A 22,641-nucleotide genomic window follows, 5' to 3' on the forward strand; every position below is an offset into this window, starting at 1 on the left:
ATCCCTTTCTATGTAATACTTTCATTGTAACACAGGTGATGGACATCCTTATAATCGCCCGCAGGCGCGGGAACCGACGCCCAGGCCCATGCATAGACTGTAGCACAATCTTGTGCAAGGCAGAGAGGATGCGTGGGTCCCGATGGATATACAGTTGCTGCCGCTTCATTGGGTGTATTTGGTATTTATTGGCTTTATTCTCGCCATGCTGATTAAGCGTCGTGATACGACGATGATCTGTGTCGTCGGTATTTTTGCGCTTGGTTTGATGGCGACAGAGACGCTGAGCGGTTCCATTTCGGGCGTGTTCAACAGCTTTATTTATGCGACAAAAGAGTTAATGGGCACGATTATGATCATCTCGATTATCGTCGCGATGAGCCGGGTATTGATTCGTACGGGAATCAATGAAACGATGGTAGCGCCGCTAACCCGCTTTATGAGAACGCCTTCAATGGCATTCTGGGGGATCGGGATTATCATGATGGTGACTTCCTGGTTCTTCTGGCCGTCACCAGGGGTGGCGCTTATCGGCGCGGTTTTGCTGCCGGTCGCGGTTCGCGTCGGCCTGCCGGCGCTTGGCGCTGCGATGGCGATGAACCTGTTCGGTCACGGGATCGCTCTCTCCGGTGACTATATTATTCAGGGCGCGCCAAAGCTGACGGCGGATGCCGCAGGACTGCCAGTAACGGCGGTCATGGAAGCGAGCGTGCCGCTTGTCATCGTCATGGGGCTTGTGACGACGATCACGGCCTTCTGGATGATGAGCCGGGATATGAAGAACGGCACATGGCGAGACGGCCTCGTAGCCGGCGGTTCTGCTGCGGCAGGAATTGCCTCCGGCGACAACGAGGCGGAGAAAATTGTGTTAGCTCCCGGGGTGAAAAGGTGGCTGGCTGTGATCATCCCGCTGCTGTTTGCACTGGACGTGGTTGCGATGTTCGTGCTGAACCTGCAAGGCGGGGATGCGACAGCGCTTGTCGGCGGGACGGCGGTGTTCATTCTGATCCTCGTCACGCTGCTGGCCCACCGCAATCAAGGCTTGGAGCAAACGACTTCTTACCTGATCGAGGGCTTCGTGTTCGGGTTCAAAGTGTTCGGTCCCGTCATCCCGATTGCCGCGTTCTTCTATTTGGGCGACGCCGCCTTCGGGGAGCTGTTCGGTAAAGTGCTGCCGGAGAGCTCGCACGGCATCGTCAACGACCTCGGCGTCGCGCTTGCGGGCGTCGTGCCGCTCAATGGCGCTGTCGGCGCTGTAACGCTCACCGTCATAGGAGCGATCACCGGACTCGACGGCTCCGGCTTCTCGGGCATCTCGCTCGCAGGCTCGGTTGCCCACCTGTTCGGGAGCGCGATCGGCTCCGACGGCGCTACGCTGACTGCGCTCGGGCAGATTGCCGCCATCTGGGTCGGCGGCGGGACGCTGATCCCGTGGGCGCTGATCCCTGCCGCTGCGATATGCGGCGTAAGCCCGTTCGAGCTGGCCAGGCGGAATCTGCTGCCTGTGCTGATTGGTCTCACGGTCACGACAGTTGTCGCGATGTTCTTGATTTAATCGTTTTGCGGATAACCCGTTACAGCCTTGACGTGCGCAAGGCTGGGGCGGGTTATTTCAATCTGCAGGAGGATTTGCCCCTAATTCGTGCTACAATGAAGAGAGTGCTGCGAACATAGTCCTGAGACTGAGAGGTTGATAGAGCGATGGAAGCTAAATTTTGCATGTCCTGCGGGGCAGAGTTGGAAATCAGAGACGTGGACGGAACGATGCGCAGAGCTTGTACGGTGTGCAGCTTCGTGCATTGGGGCAATTACAGCGTAGGCGTCGGAGCTCTCGTCATGAGAGAGGGCAAGATGCTGTTGGTACGCAGAGCACAGGAACCTGGCAAAGGCAGATGGACGAACCCTGGCGGTTACATCGAGCAGCATGAGTTGATTCACGATACGATTCGGCGTGAGGTTCTGGAGGAAACTGGAGTTTCAGCGGAAGTGAAGCGGGTGGTCGCGGTACGCGACTTGCCGAGAAACATACATAATCTGTATGTCGCTTTTGAAATGGAGTATGTTGACGGTGAACCGGTTCCGGATGGCGTGGAGGTTGATGCGGCAGGCTTCTACAGCCTTGAGGAGATGCAGGGCTTGAATGTGGCGGATTTTACGCGCTGGCTGATCGACGTGGCAATGCATGCCGATTCCGCAGGGCTGGTGACGGATGCCAATCCGATCGTGCAGATGGACGGATACGGCTTGTATCGGGTTCCGGCAGCGCGCGCCGGTATAGGCGATTAGGGGAGAGGCCAAAAGAAAGCCAATAACGGAAGTTTTTCTTCCGCTATTGGCTGCGTTAAGCGATGCTGGGTGTTCGAAGGAGCTCCCGGCGTTATTTTATCAGCGTATTTTTCACAAAGTCCCAACCGCCAACGATCGGTGTTCCTTTGGCGCCTGAGTTTGTCATAGGCGTGTAAGTCAGCTTGAGACTGGTCGTTTTCAGCGTAAGCTCTTCGTATGTGTCGGAAAAAGAATAATCGGTCACGAAGACATTTTCCAAATCAATGGTGAGGACCGGGAGTGGCGCCATATCCCCCGTTTTGCGAACAAGGACGATTTGACCCTTTGGAATGGCCTTGCCAGACATCAGATTCAAGAACAAAGGAACGGATGCGGAATCAATGGTTTTCTGGATGGTGAAGCTTTCCAGGGAAGCTTTGCCCGCGCCAGCTCCAGCGCTGGCAGTCGCGATGCTTTTGTTGTTGGTGGCATCGAATTGGATGCCTGTTAATGGAATCCACTTCTCATATCCTTTCGCCAAGGAATCACCCTGAATGCCGTCGAGCTTCAAATACACATTAAAATCAGCCTCATCAGCGGCAGCAGGAACGGCCAAGAAAGCGAGCGCTAACAGGAGAATGGCGGTTAAGGCGATAAACTGTTTTTTAAAGGTTTTCACAAAGTCACTCCTCCTCATTTTTGATACATTATGTATCACAATGATCAAGTATAAAGCCTGTGGCTGACTTTGTATATAGATCTGCCGTATTTAATTGAAGACTAGGAAAGAGGGCGTGTTCATGAAGATCGGGCTTAGGGGGCATCATCTGCTTTGTTTGTTGGGGTATAGAGGCATGGGCTACTCCGCTCAATTCTGTGAAAATATGACGGCTGTCTATGAAACGCTGCGCAGCAAGCCGGATACGATGATCCGCGTCGTGCTGGGGCCAGATGATCTGTGCGCAGCCTATCCGCAGGACCAGGAGCCACACTGCGAGAACAGGACCGTGTATCAGCGGGACGCCGAGATCGTTGAGCGGCTCGGCTTAGCGGTCGGCATGGAGCGGAGCTGGGCGGATATATGTGCGCGGGTTGCCGAGCAGGTTACGCCTGGCGATATCGGCCATCTGTGCGCGACCTGTAAGTGGGAGCCGTACGGCGTCTGCGCGGACGGGGTGCGCTTGATCGGCAGTGGCGAGGCGCTGCCGCCTGTGCCGCCGCGGAAGGAGTAACGCCGCGCGAAAAGGAGCTAAGCATCTTGTATGCTTAGCTCCTTTGTTTTAGATCAGCACACCCGCATCAGTGACAATGTCCATCTTCGCTTGTGGCGAATCCAGTACTCTGGCGATCATCAACAGCTCGTCCATTGGCTGCAGCATATCGCTGAGTGCATAGGGATCTTTGTTCTCCGGCTTCAGCCACTCGTCGGCCTGCTCAGGGCTTAGAATCGCCGGCATGCTGCTATGATACGGGGAGACGAGCGAGTTTGCTTCTGTCATCAGCATCATGCAGGTGCGCAGCTCTTCATCTCCGGATGGCGAGCGCCAGACATCGTACAGTCCGGCAATGCCGAAGGTGCCGCTGCGCATTTTGTAATAAATCCACTTCGTCTCTTTACCCTCGGTCCGGCTGACATAAAAGCCGCTGCAAGGAATGATGCAGCGCTGTTTTTGCACGATGCGCGCGAACACTTCGTTCGTAAAAATCGAACGGCGGTCACCGCAAACGGCTTCTTTGGCCCAGAACGGCATCAGCCCCCAGCGACATTCGTCCAGTAAGCGCTCCTTATTGCGGTTGACGGTGATGCAGGACAGCGATTCCGTCGGACGCACCTCGTAGCGGTTGGACTGATAAGCAAGTAAGCGGTCGATTTGAAATTGTTTTGTAAGATCAGCGACATCAGCGACTATAGAAATAGAAGTACACATGGGCTACCACCTCGTTTGATTTTGGCTATTATTTGCCTATTTCACCAAATTCATGTACAGCCGGCAGCAAAAAAACCAAGCCGGTCACGGACCAGCCTGGTTCTTCATTTCGAGAAATGGGAGTGAATCTGATTCTTACCGCTTCGTTTGGCCATGTACAGGCACTCGTCGACGAGCTGAAACCATGCTTTCTTCATGGTGTTCCGATTGTAAGGAGCGAGTCCGATGCTCATGGTCAGCTGCTGGCCGGGCATCTCCGGAATAACGGTGCTCCGGACCGTGGACATTACATGTTCGCAGAGTACGGTAATCTCTTCATGCGTTTTGCCGACAAAAAGCACAGCAAACTCTTCGCCGCCATACCGGAACGCCATGTCATCGGTCCCCAGCACCTCGCGGAGCAAGCTGCCGACAGTTTTGAGCACGACGTCACCAACCCAATGGCCGTAAGTATCGTTAATCTGCTTGAAATTATCGATATCCATCAGCGCTAATTCAAGGGGGGTGTCACTGGGCATATGGGAGATCAGATGGTCCGTATGCTCTTGGAAGGAGCGGTGATTAAACAGCTCAGTTAGCGAGTCCACCTTGGACAAACGATCGGTCATCACGTTGCGGATCAGCAGATCCTGCTCCCGAACGATCGACACTTTTAACTGATTGCTCAAATCAAGCCCTTTATTCATAATCATTTTGCAAATGAACGCCGTTGCGGTGATGACAGCTATGGGTACGATAAACTGGTAGGGCGTTACTTCATGCCCGCGATACAGCGTAATCACCGTGAGCCCGAGGAAACAGAAAAGCCCTAAACTATAGGAAAATACGATGAATTTGCGCTGAAAATAAATGGAAGATAAAATAATAGGCACGCAAAGCAGTTCATATTCGCTCATGAGTTCGGGAATGCAGACGATAAAGATGCAGGCCATTGCTGATGTCCAAACGATCATGATGTAATTGCTGAATGCGGCAAAATAGTGTACGCCCGCATATCCGATCCCCATAAGAATCAGCAGCAGGCTAGTGGGCATTGCTTGGAATTCGAAAAAATGAGACAACGAAAAACCTAGACGTTCGCGATGTTCCATAAAAAAAGCGAATATGGTGGCTAGTTCGTATCCGATCAAGACCCACCATAAGGTTTGAATAAGTTGGCGATTCCAAGCATGGTCATTTGCCGGAAGCTGTTCCATCAGGATGAGGCCCCTTCCTATTAAGGCGGCAGCAATCTATGTGAATGAGCAGTGTTGTTGTTTTAGTAGCCGATACTATTATTGTAAAGAAATGTACCACTTTTAGGCAAGTGGTTTGCAAAGATATTAACACCATTTGGGTAGTTATTGCGTGAAATTCATGAATTCATATATGATAAATCAATAAGAAATTGACCAACGGCTGGAGTGAATGCGATGTTGAAGCTTTCGATAGATAATCCGGAGGAGCTGGCTAGAGTCGCTCATGCGCTATCAACGGATTTGCGTGTGAAAATGATTCAGCTGCTGAATGTGAAACGCTTGAATGTGAATGAAATCGCAGAGGCGCTGGATATCCCTGTGTCCACGGCGGCATCGAACATCAAAGTGCTGGAGCAGGCACAATTGATTGAGACGGAGCTTGTCCCCGCATCGCGAGGTGCGATGAAGGTATGCAGACGGACATATGACGATATCCGGATTATTTTGAATGCGCAGGCATTTACGCGAAGTGCAGAGGGCCAAGTCTACGAAATCGAAATGCCAATTGGCAGTTTCATTGCGTGTGAGATTGCCCCAACCTGCGGAATGGTCAGCGAGGAGAGGCCGATCATTCCCGAAGATTCGCCGGCGGGATTTTTTCATCCGCACCGTATAGCCGCCCAACTGATCTGGCTCCGCAAAGGGTATTTGGCTTACCGCTTTCCGCTTGAGTTGCCGCCGCATGCCAAGGTGAGCTCGCTGCAATTCTCGATGGAGCTGTGCTCGGAGGCTCCCAATTATGACAATGATTGGCCGTCCGATATTACGCTGTGGGTGAATGAGCTTGAAGTCGGCACATGGACGTGCCCGGGTGATTTTGGCGGTCGGCCGGGGAGGCTGAATCCTGGCTGGTGGCACATGAATGGCACACAGTTCGGATCGCTGAAAACCTGGAGTATTGACAGGGAGAAGTGCATGCTCGATAACATGGAGGTCTCAGGCGTGGGGCTCGAGCAGCTTGCTTTATTCAACCGACCCTATGTCGATCTGCGAGTGGGTGTTAAAGAGGATGCGCACAATAAAGGCGGCTTGAACCTGTTCGGCAAACGATTCGGCGATTATGAGCAGGATATCGTGATGAAAATATTTTACTCGCTATAGTATGAAGCAGCCCTTGGGCTGCTTTTTTCGTATGCTTCCCGACTCGTTACGCAGTCCGGATTTGCCTGATTATGAAAGTAACTCTCCATCCGAATGCTGCTCGAGCTGGATGATACCCAATTGCAGAGGCTAAAACATACATCTCCACGCCAAATAGCCCCTGTTGTGAGGCAATTTCGCATTGGAGTCGTTCTTTTCGCTCATGGCCCCTCTGTAGTTGGCAAAACCGGATTACAGCAGCACTCTTAGTATAGGAGAGGTAAGGAGAGCTTAAGGAGACTATTGACAATTACCCGGAATCGGCATAGATTATAATTATTAATACAATAATTCTGTAATAAAACAAAATAATTGTATCAAAAGGAGCTGACTGACGAGCATGACCACACAGGCGTATATGAAGGACTATCCAAGACCGCAATTTGTCCGTAAAGATTGGCATTCTTTGAACGGTGAATGGGATTTCCGGTTTGACGATGATAATCGCGGGGAGCGGGAGCAGTGGTACGCACAGCTTAAAGGGGATCGACGAATTACTGTACCTTTCACTTACGAAACGAAGGCGAGCGGGATTGGGGAAGAAGCTTTCCATCCTAACGTCTGGTACCAGAGAGTCGTTGAGCTTCCGTTGGAGCGGCAGGGGCAGCGGACGATTTTGCATTTTCAAGCTGTTGATTATACGGCCAAGCTGTGGGTGAACGGCATTTATGTCGGGCAGCACCAGGGCGGGTACGCCGCTTTTTCTTTTGATATTACTCCGTATGCCGTTTATGGCGGTGCCAACCGTCTCGTTGTGAAAGTGGAAGACAGCCAAAGCTGCACGCAGCCTCGCGGTAAGCAGCGTTGGATCAATGACAACTTCGAATGCTTCTATGTGCAGACGACGGGCATCTGGCAGAGTGTATGGCTGGAGCACGTGTCACTGTCTCATCTGAAAGCGGTGAAGATGACGCCTGATTTGGACGCGCGGACGGTGCGCTTCGAATATCAGACGGAAGCTGCGGCTGGAGCGGGCGCACTGCAAGTGGAAACCCGCATCAGCTTCAAAGGCCAACTGCTGAAGACGGCCAATCTTGTGATCGACCGCCCTTGGCTGCAGTTGGAAGTCGATTTGTTCCACGAGGCGAATGGCCCTTGGCGTATGAAGACGTGGTCTCCTGAACAGCCGAACTTATATGATGTAGAGTTTATTTTATTTGAAAATGGTACGGAAGTTGATCGGGTGCATTCTTATTTTGGCATGCGGAAGATTTCCATTAAAAATGGGCAAGTATTGCTCAACAATAGGCCTTACTATCAGCGCCTCATTCTGGATCAAGGCTACTGGCCGGAGAGTCATCTGACTCCGCCATCGGAAGAGGCGATTCTCACCGATATTGATGCTGTCCTCGCGATGGGGTACAACGGGGTTCGGAAGCATATGAAAATTGAGGACGCCCGATTCTTGTACTGGTGCGATGTGAAGGGTTTGCTCGTATGGTCGGAGATGGCAGCTACCTATGAATTTAATGATGAGGCGATCGAGTCGTTTACTCGCGAGTGGGTAGAAATCGTCAGACAGCAGTACAACCATCCGTCCATCGTGACGTGGGTTCCTTTTAATGAGTCCTGGGGCATTCCGCAAGTGTTGACGCAGGTGAAGCAGCAGCGTTTTACGGAGAGCATTTATCATCTGACAAAGTCGATGGACCCGCATCGCCCTGTCATTGTTAATGACGGCTGGGAGCATACGGTCTCCGATATTATCACCCTGCACGACTATGAAGAAGTGGGGAGTAGGCTTTTGTCCAGATATGCCGATAAGGACACTTTACTGAATGGCAGCATTGCATTTAACAACTCGAAATATGCCATGGCTGAAGGTTATGCCTATCGCGGACAGCCGATTATCTTGAGTGAGTTTGGCGGCATCGCCTTCAATACGGGCAAAGGCTGGGGTTACGGGAACCAAGTCGCGACGAACGAGCAATTTATCGAACGGTTCAAAAACATTACGCAAGCGATTAAAGACACGGACTATATATGCGGTTATTGTTATACGCAAGTGACGGACGTTCAGCAGGAAGTGAACGGATTATTGACGGAGGGCCGGGAGCCCAAAGTGTCGTTGGAAATTATTAAGGCCATTAATTTGGCGTAACATGATGCAGCTTGTCCTGTTTGCGGATGCAATGCAGGGCAGGCTGTTTTTTGTGCTGGAAGGTGGTTTGCTCATAAGATTTTGCGAGCAGCGTAAGAATGTCCGCCTGATATTGCGGGAAAGCGTAATTTTGTTCCCCTTATACGTGCAGATTGTAGGTGTCGGATGGGAGCCATGGCAAGGTAAAATTAACTTTGTCTCTTGGTTGTAAGCGCTTTATTTTTGAGGGTCGAAAAGGAGGGAAATCGAAGAGACCACGGGGTGGCGTGGTACACCTGAGCAATTCCATAACTGACATGGGAGGAAAATGAAATGTTAAAAAGGACATTGTCTGCCTTTAGTATTTTACTTTGCTTCGTTTTATTGATGGGTGCTTTGCCTGCTTTTGCAGCTAACGGTCCGATTACGTGGGGCTCCACCTCAACTGTGACAAATATCAATACCTTCACCGATGCAGGCACCGATGCCCGAGGCTTGCACCCCGGCACCTTCGGTTCGGAGTACCCTCGTATGCTGAAGTTAGCCAATGGGGACTGGCTGGCCGTGGCCGCTATTTATGACAATAACGGCTACACCAAGGTGTCCTGGGGCGGTACGCGTCTTCAAGTGTTCCGCAGTACGGACAACTGCCGTACGTGGAGCTTGGCGGCGACGCTGTGGGAAGACGGCCGTGATCTGGATAACGGACAGCTGGCACAGCTGCCGAATGGTGACATTGTGCTGGCGATGCGGTCTGTCCGCTGGCAGGAGTCGTACCAGTTAAAGGTGTACAAGAGCACGAATAATGGCACCAACTGGAGCTACCTGAGCATGATTGACCAGAACAATGGCTCGCCGGGCGCGCTTGGAAACCCTGACAAAGGTGTCTATGAGCCACATCTAGGCTTCCTCAATGACGGCTCGCTGACGGTTATGTACGCGAATGAAAAGCATGTGACAGAGAACCCATCCTACAGTCAAATTATTTCACAAAAAATATCGACCGACGGCGGCGCGACCTGGGGGAATGAGATCTTCGTCGCCTGGGATCCGGGCAATGCTGCTGCTCGTCCGGGTATGCCGGTATGGACGAAGATGGCGAACGGCCAGTACATGGTGGTATTTGAGGTGTGCGGCACGCAGAGCTGCAATATTTTCTACAAGAAGAGCAGCGATGGAAAAACGTGGGCTAGCGGCATTGGCACACAAATCGCTAATCAGGCGGGAGGGCCGTACCTGCTCTCTTTGACGGACGGAAGGCTTGTGGTGAGCTCGAACTCCAATGTTGTCAGTATGAGCAACGATTACGGCGCGACCTGGTATACAAATGACGCTGCGGCGTTCGGCAATACGTTATGGGGCGCTCTCTATCAGACCGGCGCGAATGAAATCGCCTTTATCGATTCCGTCGACCGCAGCGTCGGGGGACATAATGTTCAAGTGAGATTCGGCACGTTAACGGGGACGTATTCCAATGACTTCTCAGCCAATGATAACGGCTGGGCGCATTATGGCGGCACCTGGAGCGTCAGCGGTGGCACGTATAATTTGACTGCCAGCAGCGCGGAGAAATCGGTGCTGACACCGTACCCGTCCCTGCGTAATTATACGCTGGAAGGGGACATCAAGCTGAACAATGCTGGGCAGGGCAGCTTGATCTTTAACGTGATGAATCCGGCGACAGGGACGGACAGTTTGTCCGGCTATGGTGCTGGCATTGATTCGACGGGGTTGATTTGGCTGGGCCGCTTCAACAACGGCTGGACGCAGTTAAGCTCGGTGAGTACGCCGATCGCGACGAACACTTGGTATCATATGAAGGTTGTCGTCAACAATGGCAACATCAAGGTGTATGTCGGCGACATGGCGACGCCGAAGATCAGCTTTACCGATGCGACGTTCGCGAATGGGACGATCGGCGTGCGTGGCGGTTTTGGCAATAGTGTCAGCTTTGACAATATTCAGGTGTATTAAAAGGGGGCCTTCGGGCCTCTTTTTTGTTGCACGGCGTTAAAGTTGCTTTAGAGATCGTCGCTGAGGGTTTGGTGGTCTACTAAGCGGAAAGTCGCTTTAGAGATCGTCGCTGAGGGTTTGGGAATTTGCAAAGCGAAAAATTCGCTCTAAAGAGCGCACTACGAGCGAGCCTGGGAGTTTCACTCCCTTTCATTTCTCCACCAATCATAACATTTTCTACTCCACCCCCATGAGAGCGCTTTACATACCGTAAATATGCCCCCCTTTTATGTGTCTTTTATCGGTTCAGCTGACCGCCAAAACGCGTTAAAGTTATAAACAAGGAAGCCCTAACACGAACACAAAAACAGTAAAGCATCCATATGAAAGGGCTTACGCTAGTCAGTTAGTCTTTAACTACATGAAGAGAGGGTTGTATCGAACATGAAGAAAAAATTCGCAAGCACACTCACCGCAAGCGTAGCGGCATTGGCCCTGATCGCGACGGGATGCTCGACGGGCACGCAAGAAAGCGCTGCCACTGCAAAGCCGGCTATAAGCCCGTCAGCAGCAGCAACGGCCAAAGCCGAGGCGAAAGCCGCCAGCCCGGTTGAAATTACGTTCTGGAATATGTTCGGCGGAGGTGAGGGCGACTTCGTCGACCAAATCATCAAAGGCTTCAATGATTCGCAGAAGGAAGTCACGGTGAAGCAGCTTCGCCTAGAGTCGAACGAGTACTACGCCAAGCTCAGCACAGCGCTGTCCTCTTCTAAAGGACCGGATGTCGCTGTCGCACACGTAGACCGCATCTCGCCGTTCGTCAAAGCGAAGCAGATCGTGCCGATCGATCAACTGGCCAGCAAAGTGGGCTTCGATCTCACGCATGTTTCGGAGTCTAACATCAAAAGTGTAACCTATAACGGCAAGCCCTACGCCGTTCCATTGGACACCCACTTCCATATGTTCTATTACAATAAAGATTTGCTGAAAAAAGCGGATCTCCTAAACGATGACGGCACGCCAAAACTGGGTGATATGACACCGGCAGGCTTCGAGAAAACACTCGCGCAAATCCAAGCAAAAGTGCCGGACGTGCAAGCGCTCGCAGTGAACACGCCGTATTTCCAAGAGCCGTTCCTCAACCTGTACTATGAAGCGGGCGGCGATCTGTTGAACGCTGACAATACGAAAGCAGCCATTAATAATGACAAAGCGCTAAGTGTACTGAAGTTCTATATGGACCTGTATAAGAACAAGTACGCCGATTTGAACGACAAGAGCCCTTGGGACACGTTCCATAACGGTAAAGCGGCTTTCTGGTTCGGCGGTGTCTGGGAAGCGGGCTTGCTGCTAGGCGATAAATCGCCGAACATCGGGGCTATGCCACTTCCCCCAATTTTCGGAAGTCCTACGCACTGGGCTAGCTCGCACACACTTGTGGTGCCTGCTTACGTAGCGCCGGAGAAGCAAGAAGCGGCTGCGAAGTTTATGAAGTATTTCTCTGAAGTAGGCGGTAAAACATGGGGTCAAGCGGGTCACGTACCAGCGAATAGCGCGGTTACAACGAGCGATGAGTTCAAAAAGCTACCGTACCGCAGCTTCTTCCTTGAAGCTCAAAAAACAGTGAAATTCGCACCGCAAACGGACAAATACACGACCATCATCACAACGGTGTCTGAGTCGCTGCAAAATATTATTTTCAGCAAGCAGACTCCGGAAGATGGCCTGAAAAACATGGAAAAACAAATTAACGATATTCTATCGAACTAATCTTAACTTACCGTCCGGCGGGCACCATTTCCTGGGGGGCACACGCGGTGCAATAAAACGCAATTAAAGAGGCTAGGGTGGAGTCGCCGCAATCCAAACGGCGGTTTCACCCTTCATTTTAGAGAGATCAAAGGAGAGTAACCAATGGATATTAAAGTGACAGAGAGCGAAAGGACATTGGTCCTCCGCAAGCCCCAGAAGGCAGCGCGCATGACTGCCGAAGTGAAGGCCATCGCTTACCTGCTTCCTTTTCTCATTCCGTTCGCCGTCTTTTACTTATGGCCGGTATGGCGGGGCGCCTGGATGAGCTTGCACGTCTGGAGCATCCAAGGGATGCAAAAGTTCGTGGGCTTGGCCAACTATAAAAAGATTTTTACCGATTCCGATTTTTATCTGTATCTCTGGCATTCGTTTTACTTCGTTATTCTCAACGTACCAAGCGTCATCATCCTTGGGTTGCTGCTGGCCCTGTTGATTAATCAAAAAATCTGGTTCCGCACAGCGATCCGTTCGGTGTTTTTTATGCCGTATGTCCTGTCCGTATCCGTTATTAGTTTCATTTGGCTGCGCCTGTTCGATTCCAAATACGGGCCGATTAATGCCTTCCTCAAACTGATCGGCGTACCGGGGGATTTGCACTGGCTGACCGATAAAAACTTGGCCTGGCCGGCCATTACGCTTACAACCGATTGGTGGACAGTCGGCTTTGTCATGGTTTTATTTTTGGCAGGATTACAAGAGATTCCTACGGATCATTATGAAGCTGCGAAAATAGATGGCGCTGGCGCCTGGAAGCAATTTTGGCATATTACGCTGCCCGGTTTGTCGAGAGTCATGAAAATACAAGTGTTTTATCAGGTGATTGCCGGCTTGAAGCTGTTCGGACAAGTGCAAATTATGACCGGCGGCGGACCTGGCGATTCCACCAACACGATGATTCGCTACATTTATGTGACAGGGTTCAAAAAGGACATGTTCGGACTCGCCTCCGCACAGTCGATTGTTTTTTGCTTGATCATGCTGCTGATTGCAGTCTTACAATTTAAACTTACAGACAGTAAAGACTGACGGAGGTTCAGGATGAAAAGATTGCTTCTTAACGCTATCGCTGTGCTTCTCGCGCTGCTATTTATTTTTCCGCTGATCTGGATGCTGCTCGTGTCCCTTAAGCCCGACGGTGTCAACGTCTATACGCTTAAAGATTGGGTTACGTTCTCGGATCTGCAGCTTGGCAATTATGTCAAGGTGATCACAACGTCGCAAATTTTGCGCTGGACCTGGAACAGCACGCTGATCGGGGAAATTACGACAGTTATTTCCTTGCTCTTTAGCTCGTTAGCGGCTTTCACCTTTTCCAAGATGCCTTTCAAGTCCAAAGGCTTGTTCTACGTGCTGATCGCATCAGGGCTGCTTATTCCGACGGAAGCGATTCTTATTCCGCTGTATGAGACGACGCTGCATTTGAAGCTGATCGACAACATCTGGGCCATCATTCTTCCAGGCTTGACCAATCCGATCGGGATTCTGCTGCTTAAGCAGTTCATGGACGGCGTTCCGAAGGACTACATCGAAGCCGCCCAAATCGACGGATGCCCGAGCAGCGGCCTCTGGTGGCGCATCTGCCTGCCTTTGACCAAATCAGCCATGGTCTCCGTCGGCATCTTTTATTTCATCATGTCATGGAATAACTTCCTCTGGCCTTATTTGTCCATCACTTCACAAGAGAACATGATCCTGTCGGCAGGACTACCTACCTTTTTGTCGAATAATATAATGTCGTTGAACATGATCATGGCGGCGAGTGCCATAGCGGCCATTCCAACGATTATCGTCTTCATCGTCCTGCAGCGCCACATCGTTCAAGGCGTCGCGATGTCAGGCATTAAGGGGTAATCAGCGACACTGATTCAAGGGAAGGAAAGGGCCGGCCACATGACCCAAAGATTCGGAAAAAAATCCGGGTGGCACAAGCTGTCCCCCTGGATACGCATATGGACGAGCAGCATACGTTATAAATGGATGCTGCTTTTATTTCTATTTTCCCTGACGCCCTTGCTGGCCATGGGATTTATTTCGTATTCGATCTCAAAATCGACGATTAACTCGAAAATAACGGAATACTCCGAGCAGCTGCTGAAACAAACCGCGGACAATATGGATACCCGCCTAGGTATTTACAAGGATATGATGATGCAAGTTGTAGGCAACAATGAAATCGTTTCCATGCTGCGGGCCCTGGATGGCACAGATGGTTCGCAGTACGATCTGGACAGCTTATCGCTGACAACGAAGCTTTCCACGATTATTGCGATTAATCAGGACTTCCAATCGATCTCTTTTTTATCACCGAAGCATTATATCAAAGGTATTTATCGTTGGAGCGATCGTTCGGTCGGCATCGTTTCGCCGTTTCTCCGCACACTGGAGGATGGCAGTAACTTCCGCTGGTTTCCCACCCGAATCGGCACTTATGTCGACAGCTTGAACTCGCAGAGTGTACCTGTATTTTCACTCGCCAAACAGATTTATAAGACGTCGGATGATAGTCCCGTCGGTATTATCGCTGTGCTGGATATTCGCGAAGATGTGCTGAAGGAGATTGGGACGAAGACGACCAAGAGCAATCTGGACATCCAGAGCTTTGTCATCGATGGGTCCGGCCTGATCGTATCCTATCCGGATAACCAGTTCCTGGGCAAACATGTCAGAGAAGTACTGGGAGAGGACGGTTATGCGCAGATCTTGAAGTCGCAGCCGCAGACGAGCGGCTTTCCGCTGATATACAAGGGGCACCATATGATCGTCAATTACAAAAAGCTGCATACAAACGACTGGATGGTCGTAAACGTCATCTCAGAGTCGTCGATGTACAAAGATTCGAACCGCATGCTGCAAATCATCATGATTATTGCGGTCATTTGTATTATTTTTTCCATCGTGACGGCAATGTTTCTGGCGAACTCCATCTCCAGGCCGATTCTCAAAATGACCCGCCTCATGCGCCAGGTCATGTCCGGCGATTTGAGTGTTCGCTTTATGGCGAAGCGGAGAAATGACGAATTTGATATACTGGGCGAGAACTTCAATTATATGGTAGCCAAAATCGATGAGCTGCTCAAAGCGGTCTATGAGGAGCAGAACCATAAGCGGGTCGCCGAGCTCAAAGCGCTGCAGGCGCAGATTAATCCTCACTTTTTATATAACACGTTGGATATTATTAAATGGACGGCTTTGCTGCAGAAGGCTGGGCATGCCGCCGAAATGGTCAGTCTGCTTTCCCGATTGCTGCGCATCAGCCTTGGCAAAGGCGAGGAGACTGTCACCGTTGAGGAAGAAATCGAGCATGTGCAGTGTTATCTGGGCATTCAGAAGTTCAGATTCAACTTTAACATTCAGACGTATGTCCACCTCGACGATGAAGTGCGGCTGCTGCGGACGCCAAAGCTGATCCTGCAGCCGATTGTGGAGAATGCGATTCTTCACGCTTTTACTGAGCGCGAAGATGCAGGCGGAGAGATTCACATTCGCTGTGGCATGCACCCGGACAGGGGCATTCGGTTTGAAGTCGCGGATAACGGTCGGGGCATGGACCCGGCTACAGTGGAAAGCTTAGGTGCTCCCAGTGACAAAATGGGCGGGATCGGTCTGGCTAATGTCGATGAGCGCATTAAGCTGATCTGCGGCACAGACTATGGACTGGACATTCAGAGTGAACCTGGCAGGGGGACGACCATCCGGATTCGGCTCCCTTTCATGAGGTAGGAGGAACATCATCGTGCGAGTGGTCATTGTGGAAGATGAATATATTGTCAGGTTCGGCATCCGGTCGATGATCGACTGGGATAAGCTCGGCATGACAGTGACAGGCGAGGCCGCTAACGGTCAAGAAGCGCTGGAGTTGATGCGCGATGAGCTGCCGGACATATTAATTACGGATATCAAAATGCCGGTTATGGACGGTCTGGCGCTCATTGCCGAAGCCCGGCAGTTGAGCCCGCAGCTGAAAATTTTGATTCTCAGCAATTTGGAGGATTTTCAATATGCGAAGGAAGCGATTCGTTACGGCGTCTCGGAATATTTGATTAAATCGGACATGATGCCGAGGGACTTTGAGCGCGCCTTACTGCAAGTGAAAGAGGTGATTGAGCGTACGGCTCAGACCGGCGGCGAGAAAAAGGAAGCGGCCATGGAACCGATGCGCCGGGAGAAGCTGCTGCTTGATCTCGCAGAGGGAATATGCGACGATGCAGCCAACCTGTGGGAGGAATTAGGACTCCCCGCATGGGAAGCGCCCGTGTATGTGCTTCATCTTTGCAGAGAGGGGATGGAGCAAGGGGTTACCGCCGGGCAAGGGCAGCAATTCCGGGAGATGCTGGAGGATATGCTGGCGGAGCGGGAAGCGGACTATGAAGCGTTCGCCGATCGTCAGGGGGAAATAAATATGCTGCTATTTCCCGGCATGCCAGCTGCGCAAGCACACAAGTGGGTGTCGGGTTTGGCAGACACCTTGATTCAGCAGTTGAAGCCATCCGGTATGCGGTGTACGATCGGTATTAGCTCCGGCGTGGAGGAAGCCGGGAAGCTGCAGCAAGGTTTTGAACAGGCCAAATTGGCGGTCAAATATAAAATGTTTGTCGGCAGCGGCAGAGCGATCGCCTTCGGCGAAGATTACGGACCTGCTGCGGGCAACCGTCCCCAAGAGCCGCTTCGCGTGAGCGCGAGCCACATTCACTCGATGGTCTATGCCTTTCAGGCCAAGGAGCTGCGTCTGCATTTGGAAACGTTGTTCGAACAGTTGGCTTTGCGCAAAGATTTGGATATGGTGCAAATTATTTCGTTGGAGCTGCTCATTATGCTTACAAGCCTGTGGTCGGATGTGAACAGCGATCAGGAAAGCATGATTGAGTTGAAAAAGCAGTACTACGACCAAATCTCCAAGCTGGAAACGATTCATGAGAGTAAAGCCTGGTTTATTCAAGCGTTTGATGAGCTGATTGCCCATATGGTTGGCGTCTACAACAGTGACCGAAACAGCATTATTAAAGCGACACAATACATTCAGCAGTATTACCATCAGGAAATTTCCTTGCAATCGATCAGCAGCTTCGTTCATTTAAGCAAAAACTATTTTGCCAATCTATTCAAAAAAGAGATGGGAGAGAGCTTTCTTGAGCACTTGACGCGTGTGCGCATTGAGAAAGCCAAGACGCTGCTGACCGGTGAGCTGAAGACGGCGGATATCGGTCATTTGGTAGGCATACCGGATCCAAAGTATTTCTCTAAAGTGTTTAAAAAAATTGCTGGCGTATCGCCTTCCGAATATCGTCATCGAGCCAAAGGTTAACTGCAAACGCTTACTGAGAAGAGGGGGTCACAGATGCAAAAAGCGTATCGCCGAGGCCGGCTGCTGTTCATCGTTCTCACGCTTAGCCTCTATGCGACCGGATGCTCGGGTGTCTGGAGCGGCCGCTCCACCGGACAGATGGATCAAGCTGCTATGAGGCAGGAACAGGCTCCGGTGGAGCTCACGTTCTGGAATCCGTTCGGGGGCGGCGAGGGGGACTATGTCGAGCAGATTATTCATGATTTTAATGCATCCCAGCAGCGGATCCAAGTGAAACAGCTGCGCTTGGAATCCAATGAGTACTATGTAAAGCTGGGTACTGCGCTTTCTTCAGGCAAAGGCCCTGACGTGGCCGTCGTCCATGCCGACCGGATTTCGCCCTTCGTCAAGGCGAAGCAGATTATTCCGCTGCAGGCGCTGGCCACTGAGGCCGGGTTTGCTTTTCAAGAAATCGAGGATGCCAATGTCGCGAGTGTCAGCTTTGACGGTCAGCCTTATGCCGTGCCGCTCGACACGCACTTTCACATGCTCTATTACAATAAAGCGATATTCCGGCAGGCAGGCTTATTGAACGCGGATGAGACTCCACAGCTGGGCGAAATGACGCCGGAAGGGTTTACGCGAATGCTGCAGCAAATTCAGCAGAAAGTGCCGGACGTTCAGCCGCTGGCGGTGAACACGCCGTTCTTCCAGGAGCCGTTCCTGAATATGTACGACGAAGCGGGCGGCGAGCTGCTGACGCCGGATATGACGAGAGCGGCTATTCATAATGATAAAGCGCTGCGCGTGCTGAAGTTTTATCAGCAGCTATACGCCGAAGGGCTGGCGGACATTCACGATAAAACGCCGTGGGATTCGTTTCATAACGGCAAAGCCGCCCTATGGTTCGGCGGGGTATGGGAAGCAGGCCATCACCTGAACGACGCCTCGCTGTCGGTCGGCATGATGCCTCTTCCGCCGATATTCGGCAGCTCCGTGCATTGGGGCAGTGCACATACGCTGGTCATCCCGGCTTATGTGGTGAGGGAGAAACAGCAAGCTGCGATGGAGTTTATGAAATATTTTTCCGAAGTCGGCAGCCTGACGTGGGGGCAGGCGGGGCACGTGCCTGCCAATCGCGCTGTCGTACAAAGCGCATCCTATCAGGAGCTGCCGTACCGCAAGCTGTTCATTGAAGCGCAGCATCAGGTGAAGTTCGCGCCTCGCACCGATAAGTACGGGACGCTGTTCACGGCGCTGTCCGAAGAGCTGCAGAGCATCGTGCTGAGCGGCAGAGACCCGGACGAAGGCTTGGCGGCACTGGAGAAAAAGCTGAACGATATTTTAGCCAATTAAACGTATATGGCGTTAAATAAACAAGCGGCAACCCGGAGCATGAACGATCATGTCAGGGTTGCCGCTTTTGTCATTTGTGAAGTGCTATAAGAACCTGCTGCAGCCAAGCGGCCAACTTGCCATCCAGCTTGCCTTGGCTGGATTGCGTCTGTACTTCGCTGCTTAATTGATCCAGGACAGCGTTCAATTTGCTGCCGTCCAGCTTTTGCAGCAGGCTGGTCAAGGCCTTGAGGGCTGTATAGGCCTGCGGATGCTTGATCCAGCCGTTGTTTTTGGCGATCAGCAGCAGTTCATCCAGGTGGTTGATGTCCATGACGACTTGGAAGGACATGGAGCTGACGGACGTATTACCGGCATTATCGGTTGCGGACACCTCGATGAGGTGGCTGCCGAGCTGCAGCGACAGCGGCTCCAAGGCAGCCGGAACGCTGATCGGGGCGCCATCCAGCTTCACGGCAAATTGGTTAACGCCGCTAAGCGTATCACTCACAGCCACTTGGAGCTGGACAGTATCCGTAAGGTAGACGAGCGGGCTTGCCTGTATGCGGATCTCGGGTCCGGTCGTATCGGCCGGAGGCCATTCTTCTGTAGCCTCGACGCCGGGATCTTTCTCGTAATTCGTCCCGAGACTGGCTACCTGGTTGCCTTTTAGCTCAATCCCCGTACCTGCCTCGAGCTTAATTCCATTCGTGTTGCCCGCCAGCGAGTTATTGTAGATTTGCACGTTTTGAGGCTCGCCTTTGCCGATGTTATTGGCATTTTGATCACCATTATCGTAGGCCAGCAGGATCCCCCAATAATTCACTGCTGTATTGTTGCGAATGATGTTATCACGAATGACCGTCCCTGGCCCGTTTAGAATACGGATCCCGACCGCGTTATCAATGGTGGTTGTATTTTCCAAAATATTGTGTTCAATGATCGTATCCGGCGTGCCCATTGACACATTCACACCTTCGCGCGTGTTGCGAATGAGATTGTCATGGATGTAGTTGCGCGGCCCCGATTTGCTGTGATTCGTCGGTGCCGTGCCGCCGGTGTTGCCGAGACCGACTGCGCCGCCCGTGAAAATATCCGTCACCTGATTACCGTAAATTTCGTTGAAGTATTCCAACTCACCGTGCATATCGATCGCATCCAGCTTTGTCCGGTTAAACGTACTGTTGCGGATGACGTTGTTATGAGCCACGTTCTGAATCAAGGCGCCGTGGCGCATGTAGGGTCCTTCAAACGATGAATCTTCAACAAGGTTCCAGCGCGTATCATTGTCAAAGCCCAAGCGGTCCACCTTGGGGATACCTTGGAAGGAGACACCGTAACCGGCTCCACCAGGGCCGACATCCGTCGCATTGCGAAAGGTGCCATTTCGGATCACCACATCGTGGCTGCTTTCCACCCGGATGCCCATGCGGCTGAACTTCTCTACCGTCACATGATCAATCGTGACATTGTAGGAAGGCTCCTCACCGTAATTTGCGACGATGATCGCACTGTCCGGGCCGCCGCCGTCCGGATTATTCACAGTGTGATCCGTGGAATAGGCACCGGTCCAAGATGAGGTCACCGTCAAGTTGGAGATGACAAAATCGTGCTGACGGACGGATTTGAGTGCGGTACTGTTTTTAACCTTATTCAGCGCCGTTTTGATGATCGCGCCTGCTTGGTTTTCTCCGCGCAGGTTGACGCCGGATTTCAAGGCAATATTCATCGTCCCGTCAGGGGCGCTGTTCAAGTTGTAGACGCCGCTGGGCAGATAAACTTCGTCGCCGCTGACAGCCGCATTGATTGCCGCCTGCAGCGCCGGGCGGTCGTCATTACTGTTGTCGGCCGGATCCGCGCCGTAATCGAGCACATTCAGCGTCCGGCCGGTGACCGGGTTCGGCGTGTGCAGCACGTGCTCGGAACCGTCCGGATTCGTCATGCCCGGCTGCGTGAATGGCAGAGTTCCCGGCGGCGGGCCAGGCACATAATAAGGGATGATGGCAACGGGTGTGTCCCCATTGGCAAACGGGGCATACATATGCACGTCCGTCAGGCTTGTGAACAGGGAGGCGTCGGAGTTGCCGTGGCCGGTGATCCTTATGTAGCGAGCGGCTGTACCGGGGATGTCGAAAGGCTGCATCGCCGTTGTCCTGCCGCTGCTCTGGCCGCTGAACGCCGGCGACCAATGCTCGGCGTCCGTAGACGTCTCGATGTCAAACGTCGTCGAGCGCATGTCCCCCTTGTAGAAGGCAATACCTACATAGCCGACCTGAACGATATCATCGAGATCGTACATAATCCATTGACCGTCGCCGGAGGCGGACCAGCGCGTAAATAAGTTGTTATCGATCGTATTAATCTCGATATTGCCGTCATTGCTGCTGGCCGTAACGCCAACCACTGGTATCGGCTGAATAGGCTCAGCAAGCGTCTTGCGATTGAGGCTCAAGCCGCTTGTGCTGTAATTGCCGGCCGCATCGCCGGCTTCGACGGTGAATGTGTAGTCCGTATTCGGCGTCAAACCGTTCACATCATAATAAGTGGCGCCGTAAACTGTTGCCAGCACCGTGTTATTATTCGAGATGCGGTAGTTTGTAACGGCCGTATTGTCTGCAGCTGCAGGCCAGGCCAGACTGATGAAGTTCGTACCCAGATTGCCCGCTTTCAGGCTGCTGCCGCCAGGCCATGCGGGAGGCGTCGTATCACTCGTCTCATCAATCACCTGCTTCACGGCGAGCCTTGGCTTTGGATTGCTGCCAGTCGCTTCTTTGGTGTAGATGTTCAAGCTGACGCCTGTGCCAGCCGGATCCGCCACGATAAACGTCACAGCCCCACTGTTCAGATGGCTGCGGACATAGTCGGATACATCTACGGTGTGCAGGACCGGCGTGACATTGTTTGGCGTAGTTACGGTAAACTTGCCGAGCGAGACGGCGGTGACGAGATCTTTGCCCGGCGCGTTGTCCCAGGTAAGGGTCGTCTCTGACCACGACGTGTCTTCCAGCCCGAGGACGGAGAGTTCAACGTTCGTATTGGAGGAACCTTTTTTGGCGCTGACTTGAAAATAAAACTTGTTCGTCACGTCGTTGAAGCCCGTGAGATCGAATTTATAGTAGGCATACCGTTTGGTCGTAGCCGTCGAGCTCATGCTGAACAGCCCTTCGGATGTTCCTGTCTTGCTGTTGATGTTGGTGGCAGGCTTGCTGCTGTCGATCAAGGCATCGTCTGTTTGCAGGGCGTTGCCGGCATCCAGCTCCAGGGCATGTCCCAGAGCAGGGAAAAGGACGAGCTGCAGGAGCAGGCTGAAGATGAGTAGAGCGGAGATGCGCTTGCGATTGGATTTGAATAACATCAAATTGTCACCCCTATCAAAATGTGGTCTTGCTGCCAAGCGCCGCTAGCTTACGTGAGGCTTGCTGCAGAATGTTGGCAACGCTTACAAATTGCGGTGCGAAGGCAAAGCGAAGCTGCGTTTCACCTCACAGTTGGACAAAATTGGCTTAGATCTGCCGTATCTTTTTTACTATAAACGTTTCGTTTGGACAGGAAGGATAGGTTTTTTTTATATCCCATTGTGTATTTTCCATATCTGCACAAAGAAACAGC

Annotated in this window: 16 protein-coding genes; 12 read left to right on the plus strand and 4 right to left on the minus strand. The window is 52.0% G+C overall.

Annotation, left to right across the window (positions count from 1 at the left end; translation table 11 throughout):
- Positions 1-142 precede the first annotated feature (142 nt).
- Both O9139_RS15200 and O9139_RS15205 read left to right on the plus strand, forming a co-directional pair.
- Entirely contained in the window at positions 143-1,555 is a 1,413-nt protein-coding gene (locus tag O9139_RS15200; protein ID WP_270880319.1) for a hypothetical protein, read from the plus strand.
- A gap of 146 nt (positions 1,556-1,701) precedes the next feature.
- On the plus strand, positions 1,702-2,286 hold the full coding sequence (locus O9139_RS15205) for an NUDIX hydrolase (RefSeq protein ID WP_270880320.1): 585 nt from the start codon (positions 1,702-1,704) through the stop codon (positions 2,284-2,286).
- Between the two features lie 91 nt (positions 2,287-2,377).
- Here the strand turns inward: O9139_RS15205 and O9139_RS15210 are convergent, their stop codons facing one another.
- Positions 2,378-2,944: an Hcp family type VI secretion system effector gene (locus O9139_RS15210; protein ID WP_270880321.1), complete on the minus strand. Its 567-nt coding sequence runs from the start codon at positions 2,942-2,944 to the stop codon at positions 2,378-2,380.
- A gap of 121 nt (positions 2,945-3,065) precedes the next feature.
- Here O9139_RS15210 and O9139_RS15215 point away from each other — a divergent pair, with 121 nt between their 5' ends.
- Positions 3,066-3,497 (plus strand): DUF1284 domain-containing protein, encoded by a 432-nt coding sequence (locus O9139_RS15215; RefSeq protein ID WP_270880322.1) that lies wholly within the window; start codon positions 3,066-3,068, stop codon positions 3,495-3,497.
- 48 nt (positions 3,498-3,545) lie between these two features.
- On the opposite strand, the gene O9139_RS15220 is transcribed toward O9139_RS15215, so the two are convergent.
- Positions 3,546-4,193 carry an SOS response-associated peptidase gene (locus O9139_RS15220; protein ID WP_270880323.1) on the minus strand — a complete coding sequence of 216 codons (648 nt, stop codon included), beginning with the start codon at positions 4,191-4,193 and terminating at the stop codon, positions 3,546-3,548.
- A 104-nt stretch (positions 4,194-4,297) separates the two neighbouring features.
- On the minus strand, positions 4,298-5,389 hold the full coding sequence (locus O9139_RS15225; protein ID WP_270880324.1) for a GGDEF domain-containing protein: 1,092 nt from the start codon (positions 5,387-5,389) through the stop codon (positions 4,298-4,300).
- Positions 5,390-5,605: 216 nt separating this feature from the next.
- On the opposite strand from O9139_RS15225, the gene O9139_RS15230 reads away from it, so the two are divergent.
- The 9 genes from O9139_RS15230 to O9139_RS15270 all read left to right on the plus strand — a co-directional run bounded on the left by O9139_RS15230 (position 5,606) and on the right by O9139_RS15270 (position 19,053).
- Positions 5,606-6,532: an ArsR/SmtB family transcription factor gene (locus tag O9139_RS15230; RefSeq protein WP_270880325.1), complete on the plus strand. Its 927-nt coding sequence runs from the start codon at positions 5,606-5,608 to the stop codon at positions 6,530-6,532.
- Between the two features lie 379 nt (positions 6,533-6,911).
- On the plus strand, positions 6,912-8,672 hold the full coding sequence (locus tag O9139_RS15235) for a glycoside hydrolase family 2 protein (protein WP_270880326.1): 1,761 nt from the start codon (positions 6,912-6,914) through the stop codon (positions 8,670-8,672).
- A gap of 312 nt (positions 8,673-8,984) precedes the next feature.
- Complete coding sequence (locus tag O9139_RS15240) at positions 8,985-10,625, plus strand: family 16 glycoside hydrolase (protein ID WP_270880327.1); 1,641 nt, start codon at positions 8,985-8,987, stop codon at positions 10,623-10,625.
- Between the two features lie 423 nt (positions 10,626-11,048).
- The gene (locus O9139_RS15245; protein WP_270880328.1) at positions 11,049-12,374 is read left to right on the plus strand and encodes an ABC transporter substrate-binding protein; all 1,326 of its coding nucleotides are present in this window, start codon (positions 11,049-11,051) and stop codon (positions 12,372-12,374) included.
- A gap of 144 nt (positions 12,375-12,518) precedes the next feature.
- Positions 12,519-13,442 (plus strand): carbohydrate ABC transporter permease, encoded by a 924-nt coding sequence (locus O9139_RS15250; RefSeq protein ID WP_270880329.1) that lies wholly within the window; start codon positions 12,519-12,521, stop codon positions 13,440-13,442.
- Between the two features lie 12 nt (positions 13,443-13,454).
- A complete protein-coding gene (locus O9139_RS15255) occupies positions 13,455-14,267 on the plus strand; it encodes a carbohydrate ABC transporter permease (protein ID WP_270880330.1) in 813 nt (270 codons plus the stop codon).
- 39 nt (positions 14,268-14,306) lie between these two features.
- Positions 14,307-16,136: a cache domain-containing sensor histidine kinase gene (locus tag O9139_RS15260; RefSeq protein WP_270880331.1), complete on the plus strand. Its 1,830-nt coding sequence runs from the start codon at positions 14,307-14,309 to the stop codon at positions 16,134-16,136.
- 13 nt (positions 16,137-16,149) lie between these two features.
- On the plus strand, positions 16,150-17,718 hold the full coding sequence (locus O9139_RS15265; protein ID WP_270880332.1) for a response regulator: 1,569 nt from the start codon (positions 16,150-16,152) through the stop codon (positions 17,716-17,718).
- A 33-nt stretch (positions 17,719-17,751) separates the two neighbouring features.
- A complete protein-coding gene (locus O9139_RS15270) occupies positions 17,752-19,053 on the plus strand; it encodes an ABC transporter substrate-binding protein (protein WP_270880333.1) in 1,302 nt (433 codons plus the stop codon).
- Positions 19,054-19,123: 70 nt separating this feature from the next.
- On the opposite strand, the gene O9139_RS15275 is transcribed toward O9139_RS15270, so the two are convergent.
- Positions 19,124-22,387: a CBM96 family carbohydrate-binding protein gene (locus O9139_RS15275; protein ID WP_270880334.1), complete on the minus strand. Its 3,264-nt coding sequence runs from the start codon at positions 22,385-22,387 to the stop codon at positions 19,124-19,126.
- Positions 22,388-22,641 lie beyond the last annotated feature (254 nt).

This window comes from Paenibacillus aestuarii (assembly GCF_027789125.1).
GTDB classification, from domain to species: Bacteria; Bacillota; Bacilli; order Paenibacillales; family NBRC-103111; genus Paenibacillus_E; species Paenibacillus_E aestuarii.